Raw genomic sequence first — 15,818 nt, 5'->3', positions numbered from 1 at the left:
CATCGGCCGTCGGCACAACCTCCGGGCCGGCCGCGGTGCTCTACCGGGCATGCGCCTCCGCCCGCTGCCCGCCGCCCTGACCGTCGCCGCTCTGGGTGCCTCGTGCGCCGTCGCCGTCACGGCCCTGCCGGTGCCTGACGCGCACGCCGCTGCTCTCATGGGGGTCGAGCTCGTCGTCCAGGGCACGGCACCCGGCGTCCGGGCCAGCTCGCCGTGGCGCCCGGGTGCGCCGTCCCACCTCTACTCGGTGCCGGCCGACGCCGCGGACGCGCGCACGCTGCTCGACGTGCCCGTGCCGGCGTACGCGGTCCCTGACGCCACGGGCCGCTCGTGGGCGTGGACGGTCGCCTCCGGCCCGCGGGCGCCGCTCGAGCTGGAGGTCGGTGGCAGTGGGGGCGTCCGCCGCGTCGCCGCCCTGCCCGGTGCCGGCACCGGGCTCGCCTGGTCACCTGACGGGACCCGGGTGGCGGTCCCGGCGTTCCTCGGCAGCAGTTGGCAGGTCGAGCTCGTGGACGTCGCGACCGGTGCCGTGACGCCGCTGCCCGGCGCCACGCCGCTCGCCTGTCCCGTGTTCGTCCCGGGCACGGACCTCGTCGCCGGCGCGTACGGCCGCAGCGTCGTGCGGCTCGTGGACACCGCGACCGGTGCGACCACCGACCTGCACCTCCCCGACCCCGCCGGGGCGACGGTGGGGGCGCTCGCGCCGACACCCGACGGCTCGGCCCTCGTCGTGCTCGTCGCGCGCGAGGTCCCCGGCGGCGCGCAGCGGCCCGAGCTCGTGCTGCTGCCGCGCGACGGCGGCGCCCCCCGCACGCTGGCTGCGGCCGGCAGCGCCCTCACCGGGCTGCAGGTCGCACCGGACGGCAGCGCGGTGTTCTACAGCACCACCACCGTGCCGGGTGCTCCGCGCTCGGTGTGGCGCAGCCCGCTCGACGGCGGGCCCGCGCAGCAGGTCGCCGCCTCGCCCACCCTGTCGCTCGAGGTGCTCGGTCTGCGCGCCGCAGCAGGGACCGACGCGGCCCGCCCGATCGGGCTGACGGCGACGTCCACCGCCTCGAGCGTCACCCTCCGCTGGAAGGGCGCTCCGGGCGTGACGGGGTGGCGCGTCCGCACCGCTCCGGGCACCGGGCCCGCGGCCAGCACGGCGGCAGCGGTCTGGGCACCCGGGACGACGTGGACCGGCGCGGCGACCGGTGTGACGACGCTCAGCGTCAGCGCGGTGACGAGCGACGGGGTCGAGCACCCGGCCAGCAGCGTGACCGTGCACCCGCTGGGGGCCGTGGCGGTCACCGCACCTCGGCTGGTCAGCGCCACCCCGTCCGGATCGCGGCCGTGGGCGCTGCACCTCGCGAGGACCAGCGGGACGGCCTCGGTGGCGACCCGGTGGGTCGAGTCCTCGGGTGCTGCCGGCGAGCACCCGGCCTGGCGCCCGTGGAGCGCCGGGGTCACCGCCGTCACGCTGCGCCCGGGCGGTGCCGCGACGGGACCGCTGCTCGAGGAGCACACGTACGCCGCCGAGCTCGTCCCGCTCGACGAGTACGGCAACCGCGGGCCGACGACGGTGGCCTCGATGGTCGTGGCGGAGGACGAGCGGGGCGCGGCCTACCGCGGGAGCTGGACGTCCGCGCGCGTGCGGCGGGCCGCGGGCGGCACGCTCGCCGTCACCACCTCGGCCGGAGCCAGCGCCCAGCTCGCGGTGGCGTACCCGGCCGCAGGCGGGCGGGTGCTCTCCGTGCTCGGCGAGCGCTCCCCCCGCGGAGGACGCTTCGCCGTGCTCGTCGACGGCCGGCGCACCGCCGTCGTCGACACGCGAGCGCCGAGGACCGCGGAGCAGGCCGTCCTCTGGCAGGGACCCGGGTGGCAGCGCGCCGGCCGGCACACCCTGCGCCTCGTCGCGCTCGCCGGGCCGCGTACGCGCGTGGCGGTGGACGGCTTCGCCGTGCGCTCGCCCCTGCCCGCGAGCTAGCCCACCTCCACGATCCCGTGGACCACTACGAAGCGCTCCACCTCGGCGAGCTCGACGTCCGCGTCCTGCGCAGAGGGGACGACGGGGCCGGCGACCCACCACTCCGCGCCGGGCAGCCCGGCAGAGAGGTACGCCCGGGTGCCCACCGCCGGCACTGCACGCGGCCGAGCGAGGACCCTGCCGTGGCCGGGCTCCCAGAGCTCGACGAACCCGCCCTCGGCGCCGGTCACCACCGCGTCGTACCACCGCCACACCACGCGGCCGCCAGCGGTGGCGACGAGGTTGCCCGGCGCCACCCGCTCGGCGCGGGGCCGCGGGAACGCGGCGGCCCAGGGCACGTCGCGGATCCGCCCGCCGTCGACGAGCCGGCAGACCTCCTCGTCGACGGCGAGCACCGTGCCGAGCTCCAGCCTCACGCGGCCACCGCCGTCAGGTGGCGGGCGAGGAAGTCCTCGTCCAGACCGAGCCACCGAGGTCGCCGGTGGTCACCCGGGTTGGCGTGCAGCGTCTTCTCCTCCGAGCCGAACGCGTCGAAGAGGGCGAGCGAGTCGGCGCGCGACGCGTGCTCGTCGTCCCAGGGCAGGAGGAACTGCACGGGTACGCGGATCCTGCGCGCCGCCTCGACGACGGCAGCACTGACGAAGAAGCCGCCGCCGAAGACCGCGGCGCGGATCCGGGGTTCCGCTGCGGTCAGCGGGATGCCGATGGCGCTGCCCAGCGAGATGCTCCCGCCGTAGCCGACCGGGGCGTCCGCCCCGACCTCGGGCAGGGCCTGCAGCGCGTCGATGACGGCCTGCCACTCGGGCACGGCCTGCTCGGCGAGCTCGGCCATGTAGCGGGTGCTGACCGCGGCGAAGCGCGCGGAGTCGTCGGCCGTACGCGCCGCCCGGATCTCGGCACGCGCCGCGTCGTCACGGGGAAGGCGAGGCCGCGCTCCGTGGCCGGGGGCGTCGATGGCGGCGACCGCGAAGCCGTGGGCGCTCACGGTCGCGCGGGCGCTGGCCACCAGGCGCGGGACGTCCATGCGCATCCCTCCGCCGTGCCCGAGCAGCACGAGCGGGCGCGGACCCGTCGCCCCCTCAGGGGTCCAGAGGATGCCCGGGACGTCGCCCAGGTGGAAGCGGCGCTCGGTGACGCCGTCGGTGGTGGTGGAGCTGGTGAGGAGCAGAGAGTCCATGGCAGGAACCCTTCGAGGAGGACCGGGACGCGGTGCTCCTCGGCGGCTCCTAGGCCGCTGGCTCGGCCGGGACGGCGAGCCGGAGCACCCGCGTGGGGGATGCGTGCACGGGTGCCACCTCCTCGAGCCGTTCGGACGGGTCCAGGTTAGCCCGACGGTCCTCGGTGCCGTCCAGTCCTTTTGCGGTCAGCGGCTGGCGGCGGGCTGCGCCAGCGCCATCGTCATGAACACGTCGGCGCGGGCGTACGGCATGTGGATGCTCTCCGGCGCGACGTGCTCGAAGCCGACCGACTCGTACAGGTGCACCGCGGGGGCGAGCTTCGTGGAGCTGCCGAGGAACAGCGTGGCCGCGCCCCGCTCGCGTGCGCGCTCGATGGCCGCGAGCAGGATCTGGCGGCCGAGCCCGGCGCCGCGGTGCGCGGGCGCCACCGTCATCTTCGACAGCTCGTAGACGCCGTCGCCCTCGGGACGGAGGGCGACGCAGCCGACGACCTCCCCGTCGAGCTCGGCGAGGAGGACCTCGCCCCCGGGCGCGACGATGGAGGTGAAGGGGTCCTCGAGCTGGCGGCGGTCCTCGTCCTCGAGGGTGAAGTGCAGCCGGATCCACTCCTCGTTGAGCGAGCGGAAGGCGGCGGCGTCCTCAGCGGTGGCCATGGGCCGGAAGGTGAGCTCCATGCGTCCATTGCAGCCCGTCCGTGGCGGGACGTCCAACATCTCGTTCGTCCTGAGTGAGACGCTGCAGATATGGACGTCGAGCTCCGTCACCTGCGCTACTTCGTCGCCGTCGCGGAGGAGCTGCACTTCGGTCGCGCCGCCGCTCGCCTGCACATGGCCCAGCCGCCGCTGTCGCAGGCCATCCGGCAGCTCGAGGAGATCGTCGGACACCCGTTGCTCACCCGCAGCTCGCGCTCGGTCCTGCTGACGCCGGCGGGCGAGGCGTTCCTCGACCGCGCTCGTCGCACGCTGCGCAACGTCGGCCGCGACGTCGAGGAGGCACGGAGCATCGGTCGGGGCGAGACCGGCGTGCTGAACCTCGGCTACGTCGGCTCGGTGATGATGACGCTGCTGCCGGGGATCCTGCGCGACCACCTCGCTGAGTTCCCCGGGGTGCAGCTGCGGCTGCACGAGTCCTTCACCTCGCGCGTCGTCGAGGGCCTTCGCGACGGCAGCATCGACGCGGGCGTCGTCCGCGACCGCGACCCGGTCGACGACCTCGTCGCCACGCCGCTGCTGCTCGAGCCCTTCGTCGCCGTCGTCCCGGCGGACCACGCCGCCGCGCGCGGGGACGCGACCTCCGCCCGCGCCCTGCGGGACGACGCCTTCATCTCGCCGATCCCGGCGGCGGGCACCCGGGCCTACGAGAAGCCCTTGAGCATCTGCGAGGAGCAGGGCTTCCGGCCGACGGTCGCGCACCAGGCGTCGCACTGGCTGACCATCATGCGGCTCGTCGGCGTGGGGCTCGGGGTGACGATCGCGCCGGAGTGCGTGCGCTCGATCGCCTCGCCCGACGTCCGCTGCCTCGCCCTGCCCGAGGCGCGCGTCACGAGCGAGGTGGCCCTGGTGCACCGGGCCGGCGAGAGGCGCCCGATGGTCACGGCGTTCGAGCGCGTCGCGCGAGGACATGCGCCTGCCGTGTGAGGTGTCGCCGTGGTGGTCGTCAGGTGCAGGGTTGGGGCTCGCGCTCGGTGAGGTAGTGCCGGCCGAACGGCGTGCGGGTGACGAGGGTGCCGTCGCGGTCGCGCCACGCGCCCCACCCGTGCCACGTCTTGAGGTTGTGGTCCCGCTGGCACTTCGGGTCGAGGTTCGCCCCCGTCGTCGGCCCCCCACGCGCCGGGTGCTCGTGGTCGAACGCCTCCCGGTGGTCCAGCTGCAGCTCGCGCGCCGCCCGGTCGCACGTCGGGTGCCCGCACGTCTGCTCCCGCGCCACGACGAACGCCCGGAGCCGTGCCGAGGGCTGGTGCCGCAGCGGCGCCGTCGCGAGCAGCTCCCCCTCCGGTCCGGTCACCCGCAGCGCCCACTCCGCGTCCGCCGCCACCGCCCGCCCGAGCTCCGCCGGGACCGGGCCGTAGCCCTCCAGGTGCGCCGGGTCCTCCGCCAGCCCGGCCACCGTCGCCAGCGACACCACCACCGAGACCGCCGGGCGTGCCGGCACCGTCCGCACCAGCCCCGGCAGCGCCTCCAGATCCCCCACCACCGCCGACGCCACGAGCACCAGGGCGTCGGCCCGGCGCTGCGAGAGGGACCGACGACCCGCAGGACCAGCACCCGCACCCGGACCCGACCCCGCGGCACCTGCCTCCGGCAGCGCGTCCACCACGGCGTCGAGCGCGCCCATCACGCCGAACGCCTCCGTCGCGGATACCACCGCCACCACCTCGGCCATCGCGTCCGGCAGCGGCCGCATGAACACCCCGCGGTCGCGCCGCACCGCGTCCGCGTGCCGCTCGGACGCGCCACGCGGGTCCGCCACCGCGACCGCCGTCCGCAGCCGCCGGCGCAGCTGCGCCACCGTCTGCTCCGGCGCGCGGCGCAGCACCCGCGCCTCCACCGCCGCGCAGCCCGCCAGGTCGAGCGGCTCGCACGCCTCCACCACCGCCGCCGCGTGCCGCGGGCTGATCTCCCCTTCCGCCAGCAGCCACCACGTCCCCGGGTGGCGGCCCACCAGCGCGGCCGCCTCGCCTGCCTGCAGCGCCGCCACCGCCGAGGGCAGCCGCAGCTCCAGCCCCAGCTGCGCGTGCACCGAGGGCTCCACCCCGTGCTTCGCGTGCCCAAGCTCCCGCGCCCGCTCCCCGAGCAGCGCCTCCGCCTCCGCCAGCGCCACCGCCCGGTGCGCCGATGCCCACGCCACCACCCGGTCGAACGACCGCGCCAGCGCCACCCGCGCCGACGCCTCCCGCTCGCGCCGTCCCAGGCCCGGATCCGGGTCCCCCGGGTCCGAGAAGGGGTGCACCCAGGCCGCCAACAACGCCGGGTCCCGCACCAGCTCCGCCAGCACCCCCGGCAGCACACCCGCTTCGATCCCCGTCAACGCGTCCTCGAACGGCAGGTGCGCCGACGGCTGCCGCACCTGATCGCTCGAACGCATGTTCGAAGCCTACCTCCTCTGGTCGTGCGGGGGAAGGCCCTTCTCGTCGCCCAGCGATGAACTGCGGACCTCGGCCCCGTCCCCCCTCCGACCCCGGCACCGCGACCAAGGAGCACCCCGTGGGCAAGGTCCTCGCCTCCATCACCACCTCCGTCGACGGCCGCGTCACCGGCCCCGACGACGGTCCCGGACTCGGACTCGGCAGGGGCGGCGAGCGGCTGCACTACTGGGTCATGGGCGGCCCCTGGACCTATGAGGGTGGTCACGACTTCGCCATGCACGGCCCTGACAAGGAGTTCTTCGACGAGCTCGTGAGCGGCGTCGCCGCCGGGGTCGTGGGGCGGGGCATGTACGACGCCTCCGGTGCCTGGGGCGGAACGAACCCGTTCCCGGGGCCGCTCGTCGTCCTCACGCACCGCCTGCAGGACCAGCCCGCTCCCGAGAGCGGTTTCCGCTTCGTCGGCGACCTCCACGAGGCCGTCGACCAGGCGCGGCGAGCCGCCGGCGACGGTGACGTCTCGGTGGGCGGGGGCGCGGACGTCATCCGCCAGGCGCTCGCCGCCGGCCTGGTCGACGAGCTCGTCATCTCCACCGCGCCGGTCATCCTCGGTGCCGGCAAGCGGCTGTTCGAGGGGTTCGCGCACGACCTCGACCTCGAGGTCCGCAGGGTGGTCAGCTCGCCGTACGCGACGCACGTGCGCTACGCGGTCCGCCGGACCGCGGGCTGAGGCCTGACCGGCTCAGGGCTCCCCGAGGTCGTACGCCGGCTCCCGCAGCTGCCCCCAGCCGAAGCGCGACTCCGCGACCCAGTCCTGCAGCTGGTCGGCGAAGCCCGCCGCGACCTCCTCGTCGCTCGGCCCCGTCTGCGCCCACTCGCCGCTCAGCAGCATGGCGACGTACTGCTCGCCGCACGCCGTGACGCAGACCCAGACGTCGTCCGGGTGGCCGTGCACCCCGTCCCTGACCGCGACCGCCTCGACCTCCTCCGGGGTGAGCAGGGACGCGACGACGGGGTCGACCACGACCCTGCGCCAGCGCCGCAGTCCCGGGTCACTGGCGTCCGTGCGCTCGCCGGAGCTCGCCCTGGGCGGCGGCGACTGCCCCGGAGGGTGGATCGTGAGCGAGCTGCGGTACGCGCTGGACACCCGCCGAACCTAGCCCGCCGACCCGCTCAGAACACCCGCTGGCGCGCCTTGCTCAACGAGAACCCGTGCCCCTGGCCGTTGGTGCAGGTGACCCCGCCCTGCGTCACCAGGCAGGAGAACGGCCCGAGGTGCCGCGTCGAGCCGTACGCCGCCACCGGCATCGCCGGGTCGGCGACCGTGTCGCCCGCGCAGCCGCGTACGCCCCTGCCGCGCGTCGCGAGGAGGTACGCGTGGCCGTAGTCGAGGTCGCACGAACGCGGACGGGCCGGCTCGTGCGCGACGGCGAGGATGTCGCAGCGCAGCCCCCACGAGCGGTCGTGCGCGGCGACGCAGTAGATGTTGTGCGACGGCGTCTGGAAGCTGCGCGGGACCGTCGCCGCGCGAGCCGTGGCGGGCGCGGCCGCACCGGTCACTCCGGCGGCGAGCAGGACGAGCACGGCGGCACGGGAGCGGGAGTTCCTCATGCCGCTGTTCCTACCGGGTCCGGCGCCGGGCGCGCACGTCCACCTGCCCGATCGGCCCTTCCCGCAGGCCCGCCGACCAGGGGTCTTACGACCATCGGCCACTGGTGGGCGCGACGCGGCGTGCCGCCTCATGGAGGGGTACCACTCCTCCTCCTCGAAGGGCACGCCCGTGAAGCGCCTCCTCGTCCTCACCGCCGCCGCCGGCATCGCCGCGGTCCCCGCCGTCCTCGGCCTGAGCGGCGGTGCATCGCTCGCGCAGGCCGTCCCCCTGCGCGCGACCAGCACCGCCTCCCCGTCGCCGGCGCCCAGCGCGACCCACCACCGCGCGGAGGACCGGCCGCGTACCGCCACGACCCGCTCGTCGAACCGTCCCTCCCCCCGCCCGACGGCGACCCGCGCCGACGACCGGCGACACGGGCCCGAGGCTTCGGACGACTCGCGCCAGCGCAGCCGCCACGGCGGGGGTCACGGCGCGGACGACTGAGACCCTTGCCGCGTGAGCCCTCCCGACGACGCAGGTGCAGCGGCCTGGCTGGTGCTGACCGGCCCGACCGAACGGCGCCACCGCGAGGAGCCGCCGGGGGCGCGCTCGATCCTCCTGCCGGTCGCCGCGGGCATCGCCCTCGTGCTCCTCGTCGTCGTCCTCGGGGGTACGTGGGCGAGCCGCCGCGTCGCCGAGCGCGAGGCGGTCGCCGAGGCGGCGCGTACGGCTGACCTGCTGGCCGAGGTCGTCGTGTCGCAGTCGCTGAGCGACGGCCTCGTCGCCCGTGACCACCAGGCCCTGGCACGGGTCGACCAGGCGGTCCGCTCGCACGTGCTCGGTCCCGGGATCCTGCGCGTCAAGCTGTGGGCGGCCGACGGGCGCATCGTCTACTCCGACGAGCCCCGCCTCGTGGGCGAGCGGTTCGCCCTCGGTCAGGAGGAGCGCGACGCCCTCGCGCACCCGCGGACGCGCGCCGAGGTGTCCGACCTCAGCCAGCCGGAGAACCGCTACGAGCGGGGACGCGGCAAGCTGCTCGAGGTCTACCGACCGGTCTGGACCCCCGGCGGGACACCGCTGCTGTTCGAGACCTACACGCCGTACGGCTCGGTCACCCGGCGCGCGCACGACCTGTGGCGAGCGTTCGCGGGCATCACGGCCTCGAGCCTGCTCTTCCTCGCCGTGCTGCTCCTCCCGGTGATGTGGCGGCTGCTCGACCGGCTGCGCGCGGCGCACGCCCAGCGGGAGGGGCTGTTGCAGCGCGCGGTCGACGCCTCGGACGAGGAGCGGCGGCGCATCGCCGGCACGCTCCACGACGGGCTGGTGCAGGAGCTCGCCGCCTCCTCGTACGCGGTTGCCGGCGCCGCCCAGCGCGCCGCGTCGGCGGGCCGGCCGGAGCTCGCCACGGAGCTGGACCGCGTGGCGGGGACGGTGCGCAGCGGCATCGGCAGCCTGCGCTCGCTGCTCGTCGACATCTACCCACCGACCTTGGAGCAGGCGGGCCTGGCCCCGGCCCTGGGCGACCTCGTGCCGGGGCTGCGCGCCCGGGGGACGGCCGTCCTCGTCGAGGTCGACGGGCAGGCGGCCGACCGGCTGGCGCCGGACGAGGCTGCTCTGGTGTACCGGGTGGCGCAGGAGTGCCTGCGCAACACGGGGAAGCACGCCGCGGCCACGGAGGTCTCGGTCCTGCTGTCTCCCGCGCCCGGGGCGGCGGCAGTGCTCGAGGTGCGGGACGACGGCCGCGGCTTCGACCCGGGCGAGGTCCTGCGCGGCCCCGAGGCCGGGCACTTCGGGCTCCGGGTGATGATCGACCTGGCGCGTGCCGCCGGCGCCACCCTCGCGGTGCGCAGCGCCGAGGGGCAGGGGACGACGTGGAGGTTGGAGGTGCCCGCGCGATGATCGGCGTGCTGCTGGTCGACGACCACGCCCTCGTCCGCTCCGGGCTCGCGGGACTGCTCGCGGCCACCGACGACATGCAGGTGCTGGGCGAGGCCGCGGACGGCGCGCAGGCCGTGGAGCGTGCCCGCGAGCTCGCGCCCGACGTCGTGCTCATGGACCTCTCGATGCCCGTCCTCGACGAAGTCGCTGCCACGCAGATGATCCTCGCGGCTCGGCCGGAGACGCACGTCGTCGTGCTGACGTCGTTCTCCGACCGCGAGCGCGTCGGTGAGGCGCTGGCCGCCGGAGCGGTGGGCTACCTGCTGAAGGACTCGGAGCCGCGCGACCTGCTCGCAGCCGTGCGCTCCGCGGCGCAGGGCCACGCTCCGATCGATCCCCGCGTGGCGCGGTCGCTGCTGCCCTCAGCGGCTCCGCGACCGCAGGACGCGCTCAGCGCCCGCGAGCGCGAGGTCCTGCTGCTGATCGCGAAGGGTCTGGCCAACAAGCAGATCGGCCGTGCCCTCGGCATCAGCGAGGCGACGGTGAAGGCCCACGCCGGCAGTGCCTTCCGCCGCATCGGCGTGGCCGACCGCACCTCCGCGGCGCTCTGGACCCGGGAGCACCTGGCGCCGTGAAGGCCGGTCAGCGCGCGGCCGGCAGCGGGGCGAACAGCCGCGACGCGGTCCGTACCAGACCAGCCACGCCGGGTGAGGTGCTGTGCGGCGGCCACGCGATGACGGTCCTGACCCGGGGCGCGTCCGCGAGCGGGACGACCGCCAGGCCGTCACCGGCGCCGGCGCGCGACGACTCGGGCAGCACGATCGCGCAGCGGCCGAGCCGGACGAGCTGCAGCACCTGGGTCAGGTCGCGCAGCTCCGGCCCCGGCCCGTCGCGGTAGGAGCCGTCGAGCTCGGGCCAGCGCGGCAGCGGGAGGTCGGGGATGGACCTCACCTGCGCCATGGTGAGCGAGCTCTCCCGGCTGAGCGGGTGCGCGGCCGGCACGACGACGACCTGGTCCTCCACCCGCAAGGTGTCCGTGTCGAAGCCGCGGAGGTCGTCGAAGGGCTCGTGCAGGAGCGCGACGTCCGCCCGGCCGTCGCGCAGCATGAGCGCCTGGTGGCCGGGCGCGCTGAGCACCACGTCGACCTCGACGGCGCCCGGCTCCGCGGCGTACGCCTCGAGCAGCTCAGCCATGAGCCCGCCGGACGCCCCCGCCTTCGCGGTGAGGACGACCGGCGCGCGGCCGCCCGCCTGGACGGCTCGGCGCGTACGCCGCTCCGCAGCCTCGACCGCCGCGACGGCCGCCCTGCCCTCCTGCAGCAGGGTCTCGCCGGCGCTCGTGAGGGTCATGCCGCGCGGCGAGCGGACGAACAGCTCGGCCCCGATCCGGCGCTCCAGCTGCGCGATCGCCCGCGACAGCGGGGGCTGGGCCATGCCGAGCCGCTGCGCAGCGCGGCCCACGTGCGCCTCTTCGGCGACAGCGATGAAGTAGCGCAGCTCGCGGATCTCCACCCGGGCAGCGTACGTCGCGCCATACCCTCGCGGTATCGCCCGCGACCCGATCGGTCTTGGCGTCCATGGCGATGGGGCCAGCACGATCGAGCCATGACCGAGAACACCATGCAGCACAAGAGGACCGCGCTCGTCACGGGCGCGAACAAGGGGATCGGCTACGAGATCGCCGCCGGTCTGGCGCGGCTCGGGTTCCGGGTCGGCGTCGGGGCGCGCGACGCAGGACGCCGGGAGGCCGCGGTCGAGGAGCTGCGGGCCGAGGGGCTCGACGTCTTCGGCGTCGCCCTCGACGTGACCGACGACGCGAGCGTCGCGGCGGCGGCCGAGCAGCTCGAGGCCCAGGGTGGCCTCGACGTGCTCGTCAACAACGCGGCGATCACCGGAGGGATGCCGCAGGAGCCGAGCAGGGTCAGCGCCGCGCAGGTGCTGCAGGTCGTCGACACCAACGTCATCGGCGTCATCCGCGTGACCAACGCGGTGCTCCCGCTGCTGCGCCGAGCGGAGTCGCCGCGCATCGTCAACGTGTCCAGCACCGTGGGCTCGCTAGGACTGCAGACCGCGCAGGCGGACGCGGTCGGGCCGGTCTCCGCGGCGTACTCCCCCACCAAGACGTACCTCAACGCCGTCACCGTGCAGTACGCGAAGGAGCTGGCAGGCACGGGGATCCTCGTCAACGCCGGCTGCCCGGGCTACGTCGCGACGGACCTCAACGGCCACCAGGGGACGCGTACGCCGGAGCAGGGCGCCGCCGTCTTCCTCGAGCTGGCCACGCTGCCCGACGGCGGGCCGAGCGGCACCTTCCGAGACGAGACCGGCATCCAGCCCTGGTGACCGACGCGGTCAGGGCTCCTCGTCGAGCGCGCGCTTCGGGGTGAGCGCGATCGCCGCGGCCACGTCGGGCAGCTCGCGCTCGGTGCGGAGGGCCAGGCTGACCAGCATCTCGAAGGCGCGGTCGACGTCGACGTCGTAGCGCTCCATGAGAACGCCCTGCGCGAGGCCGACGACGTGGCGGGCCTCGAGCGCGGCCCGCAGGTCGGCGCTCTCCGCCTCGGCGGCCTCGCCGCGCTGCGCCGCCTGCTCCCGGTCGGCCGAGGCGCGCTCCCGGTCCGCGGCAGCCCGACCCCGGTCCGCTGCGGCGGCAGCGCGCTCGGTGCGGGAGTCGCCGCGGTCCGCGGCGGCCTCGTCCCGGTCGCGGGCCGAGAGGTAGCGGTCGGCGAAGCCCCGGTCGGAGTCCCCGCTGCGTCGGCGGGCGCGCCGGTCGCGGGCGCTCGCCACGCCCTCCCGAGCCTCAGCGGCGACGTCCCGCTCGGTCGCCACCGCATCGCGGGCCTCCGCGAGCTCGTCCCACTGGGCGGCCAGGGCGTCGCGCTCCTTGGCCAGGGCAGCGAGCTCGTGCGCGGTCCAGTCCCCCGCATCCGCCGCGGCGGCTTCACGGTCGGAGAGGTCGGCATCGAGCCTGCCGAGGCGCTGTTCCCAGGACAGCACCTCGGACTCCCCCTCATTCGGCCGGCTCACGCCTGCGACCCTAGCGAGCCGTCACCCACCGTGGGTTCCGGAGCCCAGCTCGCGAGCAGCGGCAGGGTCTTCGCGGTCGAGGAGTCCGGCTCGACGGTGTAGACGACGAGGCGCTGGTCCGGGTCGTGCGGGCCGGCGACCACCTCGATGCCGAACTCCAGCGGACCGGCGACGGGATGCGCGATGCGCTTCTGCAGCGAGGTGCGGAACGTGACGCGCTGGTCGGCCCACCAGGCGGCGGCATCGGCGTCGCGGCGGCAGAGCTCCTCGACGAGCGCCGCCAGCCTGCTGTCATCGGGGTGCAGACCCGCCTCGTAGCGCAGGGATCCCATGGCCGCCGCGGCGAACTCCGCCCAGTTCGTCAGCCGGGAGCGGGCATCCTCGTGCAGGAAGAGCCAGCGCACGAAGGACCTCCCCGGCCGCACCTCGGGACCGAGGACAGCGGCGAGCAGGGCGTTGGTCGAGAGGACGTCCGAGCGCCGCCCCAGCAGCAGCACCGGGAGGTGGTCGAGCGCCGTCATCAGGCGCAGCAGGCCGCGCTGCGGCTGCTGCGGTGGCTCGGCAGCGGTGGCGCGTGCCCGGCGCGGAGCCGCGAGCGCGCGCAGGTGCGCACGCTCGAGGTCGTCCAGCTGCAGCGCCCGCGCCAGCGCCTCCACGACATCGTCGGAGACCGCGTGCTGGCGGCCCTGCTCGAGCCGGCTGTAGTGCTCGGCGCTCATCCCCGCGAGGACGGCGAGCTCCTCCTTGCGCAGGCCGGGAACCCTTCGTGCGCCGGGGAAGGGTGCGATGCCCGCCTGCGCCGGGGTCAGTCCGTCACGGCGCGAGCGCAGGAACGCCCCCAGCGCGGATCGGTCGGTCGGCACCCGACCAGCGTACGGACCGGCGGACGGATGAGCCTGGTCATGCCGTGACCCGGCACGGACCGCTCTGGCGCCCCTGTCGTCACCCCTCCACGGTGATGGGCATGACCTTCCCCGAGACCCTGCCCACCGTCCTCGTCACCGGCTCCACGAGCGGCATCGGCGCCGCCACCGCACTCAGCCTCGCCGCCGCCGGCTGGGCCGTCGTCGTCACGGGCCGCGACAGCGCCCGCGGCGCCGAGGTCGTCCGTGCCATCGAGGACGACGGGGGCTCCGCTGTCTTCGTGCCCTCGGACCTCGCCGCCGGAGCCGAGGAGCTGCGGGCCTTCGCCCGGGCCGCCACCGCTGCTGCCGGCGGCCGGCTCGACGCCCTCGTCCACAACGCCGCCCTCTGCCCGCCGGTGGACACCCCGTCCCTGTCGGACGCCGACCTCGAGGCCACGCTCGCCGTCAACATCCGCGCCCCGCACGTCCTCACCGCTGCGCTCGCTCCCGCCATGGCCGAGCGCGGACACGGCACCGTCGTCGTCATCGGCTCGTGGATGGCGCACGTCGGCTCGCCCTTCGTCGGGCTCTACTCCGCGACCAAGGCGGCCGAGCTGCAGCTCGCGCGCAGCTGGGCGGCGGAGTTCGGCGCCCGCGGCGTGCGGGTGAACTCCGTGTCCCCAGGCGCGACGCGTACCCCGATCAACGCCGATGCTGGCGACGTCCTCGACCAGCTGACCCGCGACCTGCCCGCCGGCCGGACGGGCACCCCCGAGGAGGTCGCCGCCGCGGTCACCTGGGTGATGTCGGACGCCGCGGCGTACCTGCACGGGGCAGAGATCGCCGTCGACGGAGGGATCACCAGCACGCGGACGTGAGAACCTGCTGCAGCCTCGCGGGAACCGGCCGGCCGCGCGGCGCGTCCCAGCGGTCGACCGGAGGAGGTCGACCGATGAGAGTCGCGTACGTGGCCGTGCTGACCGCGGCCCTGGTCGCCGGGTGCGCGCCGGCAGCCGGCACGGGTGCCGGCGTCGTCACGTCGGCGGCACCGGCGCCAGCCCCGAGCGACACCCGACTCCCGGCGATGACCGTGAGCTGCAGCGCGGATCCGGCCGCCGACCCAGGACCCGCCACGACGACGTACGCGCCGCTCCCCGGCGGCGTCACCGTGACGGGCGCACGGCTCTGCCGACAGCTGGTCGTGCCGCGGCCAGGGCGAGGGACGTGGCAGCAGACCGTGACGTACGCCGTGGTCGGCGGACTCGACGCGCTCGTCCGCACCTACCAGCGTCCGGACGGCCCGGCCGGGACCGGGATCTGCAGCGCGGTCGGGTACGTCCCCCTCCTCGTCACGTTCACGACGGCCCGCGACGGCGACATCGAGGCGCGCGAGCCACGGGGTCACTGCAACGAGCCGGTCGAGGAGGCGGTGCACGCGTACGCCTCGCTGCGTCTCCAGCGGATCCGCTCCGTCTGGGGGCGGCAGGTGGAGTCCCAGCGAGCCGTGGACAGCGGCTGCGCCGAGCAGTGGAAGGACATGCTCGTGGTCGAGCGCACCCGCGCCGCGGCCACGCTGCAGCCACGACCTCTCCAGGGACGCCAGCGGGTCTGCGTGTACCACGACCGCGCGCCGAACGGCTCGGCAGGGGATCCCGTGCTGGTGGCCGCTGCTCCTGCGGCACGGGAGCAGGTGGAGGCCGTCGTGCAGCACCTCCACGCGGGCGGTCCGGTGTGCCGCTCGACGGGGCGGACGTTCGTCGTGCTCGGCGAGCCGCAGGGCGACATCGTCTACGTCGCCCTGGACCGGTGCCGCGGCCGCGCCCTGTGGGACAGCGGGACGGGGACGCTGGACCGGCCCGGCCTGCGGCTGCTCGACGGGCTGCTCGCGCGGGCGCGCTAGCAGCTCAGCGCGGCGCGTCCTGGATGAGGCTCACGACGTTGCCGGCGGGGTCCTGCACCAGCGCCTTCGTGACCCACCCGTTGTCGGTCGGTGGCATGAGGACCTGGCCGCCGAGCCCCTCGACCGCGGCGACCGTCGCCGTGAGGTCGGCGACGGTCACGCCGAGGGTCACGCGCGGCTCCTCCGCGTCCACGACCGCACCGCCGGGTCCGTTCTCCGGGCGCAGCAGGGCGTATCCCGGACCGCGCTCGTCCACCTGCCAGCCCAGCAGGACACCGTAGAAGCGGGCCAGACCCTCGGACGGGCCGGCGATGTCGAAGTGGGCGACCTGGGCGGACACGGGTTCCTCCT

At 75.8% G+C, this 15,818-nt stretch carries 19 protein-coding genes; 9 read left to right on the top strand and 10 right to left on the bottom strand.

Annotation, left to right across the window (positions count from 1 at the left end):
* The first annotated feature begins 49 nt into the window (after window positions 1–49).
* Complete coding sequence (locus tag EV189_RS20350; RefSeq protein ID WP_165400361.1) at window positions 50–1,966, top strand: TolB family protein; 1,917 nt, start codon at window positions 50–52, stop codon at window positions 1,964–1,966.
* Here EV189_RS20350 and EV189_RS17015 read toward each other — a convergent pair.
* From EV189_RS17015 to EV189_RS17005, 3 genes are all read right to left on the bottom strand, one after another.
* Window positions 1,963–2,382, bottom strand: coding sequence for a hypothetical protein (locus EV189_RS17015; RefSeq protein ID WP_130494204.1), 420 nt, complete (start codon window positions 2,380–2,382; stop codon window positions 1,963–1,965). The two genes, EV189_RS20350 and EV189_RS17015, sit on opposite strands and share 4 nt — an antisense overlap.
* Complete coding sequence (locus tag EV189_RS17010) at window positions 2,379–3,143, bottom strand: dienelactone hydrolase family protein (RefSeq protein WP_130494203.1); 765 nt, start codon at window positions 3,141–3,143, stop codon at window positions 2,379–2,381. The genes EV189_RS17015 and EV189_RS17010 overlap by 4 nt, the downstream gene beginning before the upstream one ends.
* A 186-nt stretch (window positions 3,144–3,329) precedes the next feature.
* Window positions 3,330–3,818, bottom strand: a complete 489-nt coding sequence (locus tag EV189_RS17005) for a GNAT family N-acetyltransferase (RefSeq protein ID WP_130494202.1) — start codon at window positions 3,816–3,818, stop codon at window positions 3,330–3,332.
* Between the two features lie 69 nt (window positions 3,819–3,887).
* Between EV189_RS17005 and EV189_RS17000 the strand changes: the two genes are divergently transcribed.
* Window positions 3,888–4,781 carry a LysR family transcriptional regulator gene (locus EV189_RS17000; protein ID WP_130494201.1) on the top strand — a complete coding sequence of 298 codons (894 nt, stop codon included), beginning with the start codon at window positions 3,888–3,890 and terminating at the stop codon, window positions 4,779–4,781.
* A 19-nt stretch (window positions 4,782–4,800) separates the two neighbouring features.
* On the opposite strand, the gene EV189_RS16995 is transcribed toward EV189_RS17000, so the two are convergent.
* Window positions 4,801–6,228 (bottom strand): DUF222 domain-containing protein, encoded by a 1,428-nt coding sequence (locus EV189_RS16995; RefSeq protein ID WP_130494200.1) that lies wholly within the window; start codon window positions 6,226–6,228, stop codon window positions 4,801–4,803.
* Window positions 6,229–6,347: 119 nt separating this feature from the next.
* Here EV189_RS16995 and EV189_RS16990 point away from each other — a divergent pair, with 119 nt between their 5' ends.
* Entirely contained in the window at window positions 6,348–6,956 is a 609-nt protein-coding gene (locus EV189_RS16990) for a dihydrofolate reductase family protein (RefSeq protein ID WP_196788591.1), read from the top strand.
* 12 nt (window positions 6,957–6,968) lie between these two features.
* On the opposite strand, the gene EV189_RS16985 is transcribed toward EV189_RS16990, so the two are convergent.
* Together EV189_RS16985 and EV189_RS16980 are read right to left on the bottom strand one after the other, a co-directional pair.
* The gene (locus tag EV189_RS16985; RefSeq protein WP_130494198.1) at window positions 6,969–7,373 is read right to left on the bottom strand and encodes a hypothetical protein; all 405 of its coding nucleotides are present in this window, start codon (window positions 7,371–7,373) and stop codon (window positions 6,969–6,971) included.
* Window positions 7,374–7,399: 26 nt separating this feature from the next.
* Window positions 7,400–7,837, bottom strand: a complete 438-nt coding sequence (locus EV189_RS16980; RefSeq protein WP_130494197.1) for a DUF6636 domain-containing protein — start codon at window positions 7,835–7,837, stop codon at window positions 7,400–7,402.
* A gap of 169 nt (window positions 7,838–8,006) precedes the next feature.
* On the opposite strand from EV189_RS16980, the gene EV189_RS16975 reads away from it, so the two are divergent.
* From EV189_RS16975 to EV189_RS16965, 3 genes are read left to right on the top strand one after another with little or no spacing between them, the layout of a single operon-like run.
* On the top strand, window positions 8,007–8,321 hold the full coding sequence (locus EV189_RS16975; protein WP_130494196.1) for a hypothetical protein: 315 nt from the start codon (window positions 8,007–8,009) through the stop codon (window positions 8,319–8,321).
* Window positions 8,322–8,333: 12 nt separating this feature from the next.
* Entirely contained in the window at window positions 8,334–9,716 is a 1,383-nt protein-coding gene (locus EV189_RS16970) for a sensor histidine kinase (protein ID WP_130494195.1), read from the top strand.
* Complete coding sequence (locus tag EV189_RS16965; protein WP_231116511.1) at window positions 9,689–10,330, top strand: response regulator; 642 nt, start codon at window positions 9,689–9,691, stop codon at window positions 10,328–10,330. The genes EV189_RS16970 and EV189_RS16965 overlap by 28 nt, the downstream gene beginning before the upstream one ends.
* A gap of 7 nt (window positions 10,331–10,337) precedes the next feature.
* On the opposite strand, the gene EV189_RS16960 is transcribed toward EV189_RS16965, so the two are convergent.
* On the bottom strand, window positions 10,338–11,207 hold the full coding sequence (locus EV189_RS16960; RefSeq protein WP_130494194.1) for a LysR family transcriptional regulator: 870 nt from the start codon (window positions 11,205–11,207) through the stop codon (window positions 10,338–10,340).
* A 108-nt stretch (window positions 11,208–11,315) separates the two neighbouring features.
* Here EV189_RS16960 and EV189_RS16955 point away from each other — a divergent pair, with 108 nt between their 5' ends.
* Window positions 11,316–12,038, top strand: coding sequence for an SDR family NAD(P)-dependent oxidoreductase (locus tag EV189_RS16955; protein ID WP_196788594.1), 723 nt, complete (start codon window positions 11,316–11,318; stop codon window positions 12,036–12,038).
* Between the two features lie 9 nt (window positions 12,039–12,047).
* Here EV189_RS16955 and EV189_RS16950 read toward each other — a convergent pair whose 3' ends face one another.
* Window positions 12,048–12,722 (bottom strand): ANTAR domain-containing protein, encoded by a 675-nt coding sequence (locus EV189_RS16950; RefSeq protein WP_130494192.1) that lies wholly within the window; start codon window positions 12,720–12,722, stop codon window positions 12,048–12,050.
* Complete coding sequence (locus EV189_RS16945) at window positions 12,719–13,585, bottom strand: helix-turn-helix transcriptional regulator (protein ID WP_130494191.1); 867 nt, start codon at window positions 13,583–13,585, stop codon at window positions 12,719–12,721. Before EV189_RS16945 ends, EV189_RS16950 begins: the two co-directional genes overlap by 4 nt.
* Before the next feature lie 101 nt (window positions 13,586–13,686).
* Between EV189_RS16945 and EV189_RS16940 the strand changes: the two genes are divergently transcribed.
* Both EV189_RS16940 and EV189_RS16935 read left to right on the top strand, forming a co-directional pair.
* Window positions 13,687–14,445, top strand: coding sequence for an SDR family NAD(P)-dependent oxidoreductase (locus EV189_RS16940; protein WP_130494190.1), 759 nt, complete (start codon window positions 13,687–13,689; stop codon window positions 14,443–14,445).
* Window positions 14,446–14,519: 74 nt separating this feature from the next.
* Window positions 14,520–15,467 (top strand): hypothetical protein, encoded by a 948-nt coding sequence (locus EV189_RS16935; RefSeq protein WP_130494189.1) that lies wholly within the window; start codon window positions 14,520–14,522, stop codon window positions 15,465–15,467.
* Window positions 15,468–15,471: 4 nt separating this feature from the next.
* On the opposite strand, the gene EV189_RS16930 is transcribed toward EV189_RS16935, so the two are convergent.
* Window positions 15,472–15,807, bottom strand: coding sequence for a VOC family protein (locus EV189_RS16930; protein WP_130494188.1), 336 nt, complete (start codon window positions 15,805–15,807; stop codon window positions 15,472–15,474).
* Between the last annotated feature and the right edge of the window lie 11 nt (window positions 15,808–15,818).

The organism is Motilibacter rhizosphaerae, from assembly GCF_004216915.1.
GTDB lineage: Bacteria > Actinomycetota > Actinomycetes > Motilibacterales > Motilibacteraceae > Motilibacter > Motilibacter rhizosphaerae.
Note: the sequence above shows the minus strand (reverse complement) of the source record. Positions and strands in the feature narration are given on the sequence as shown.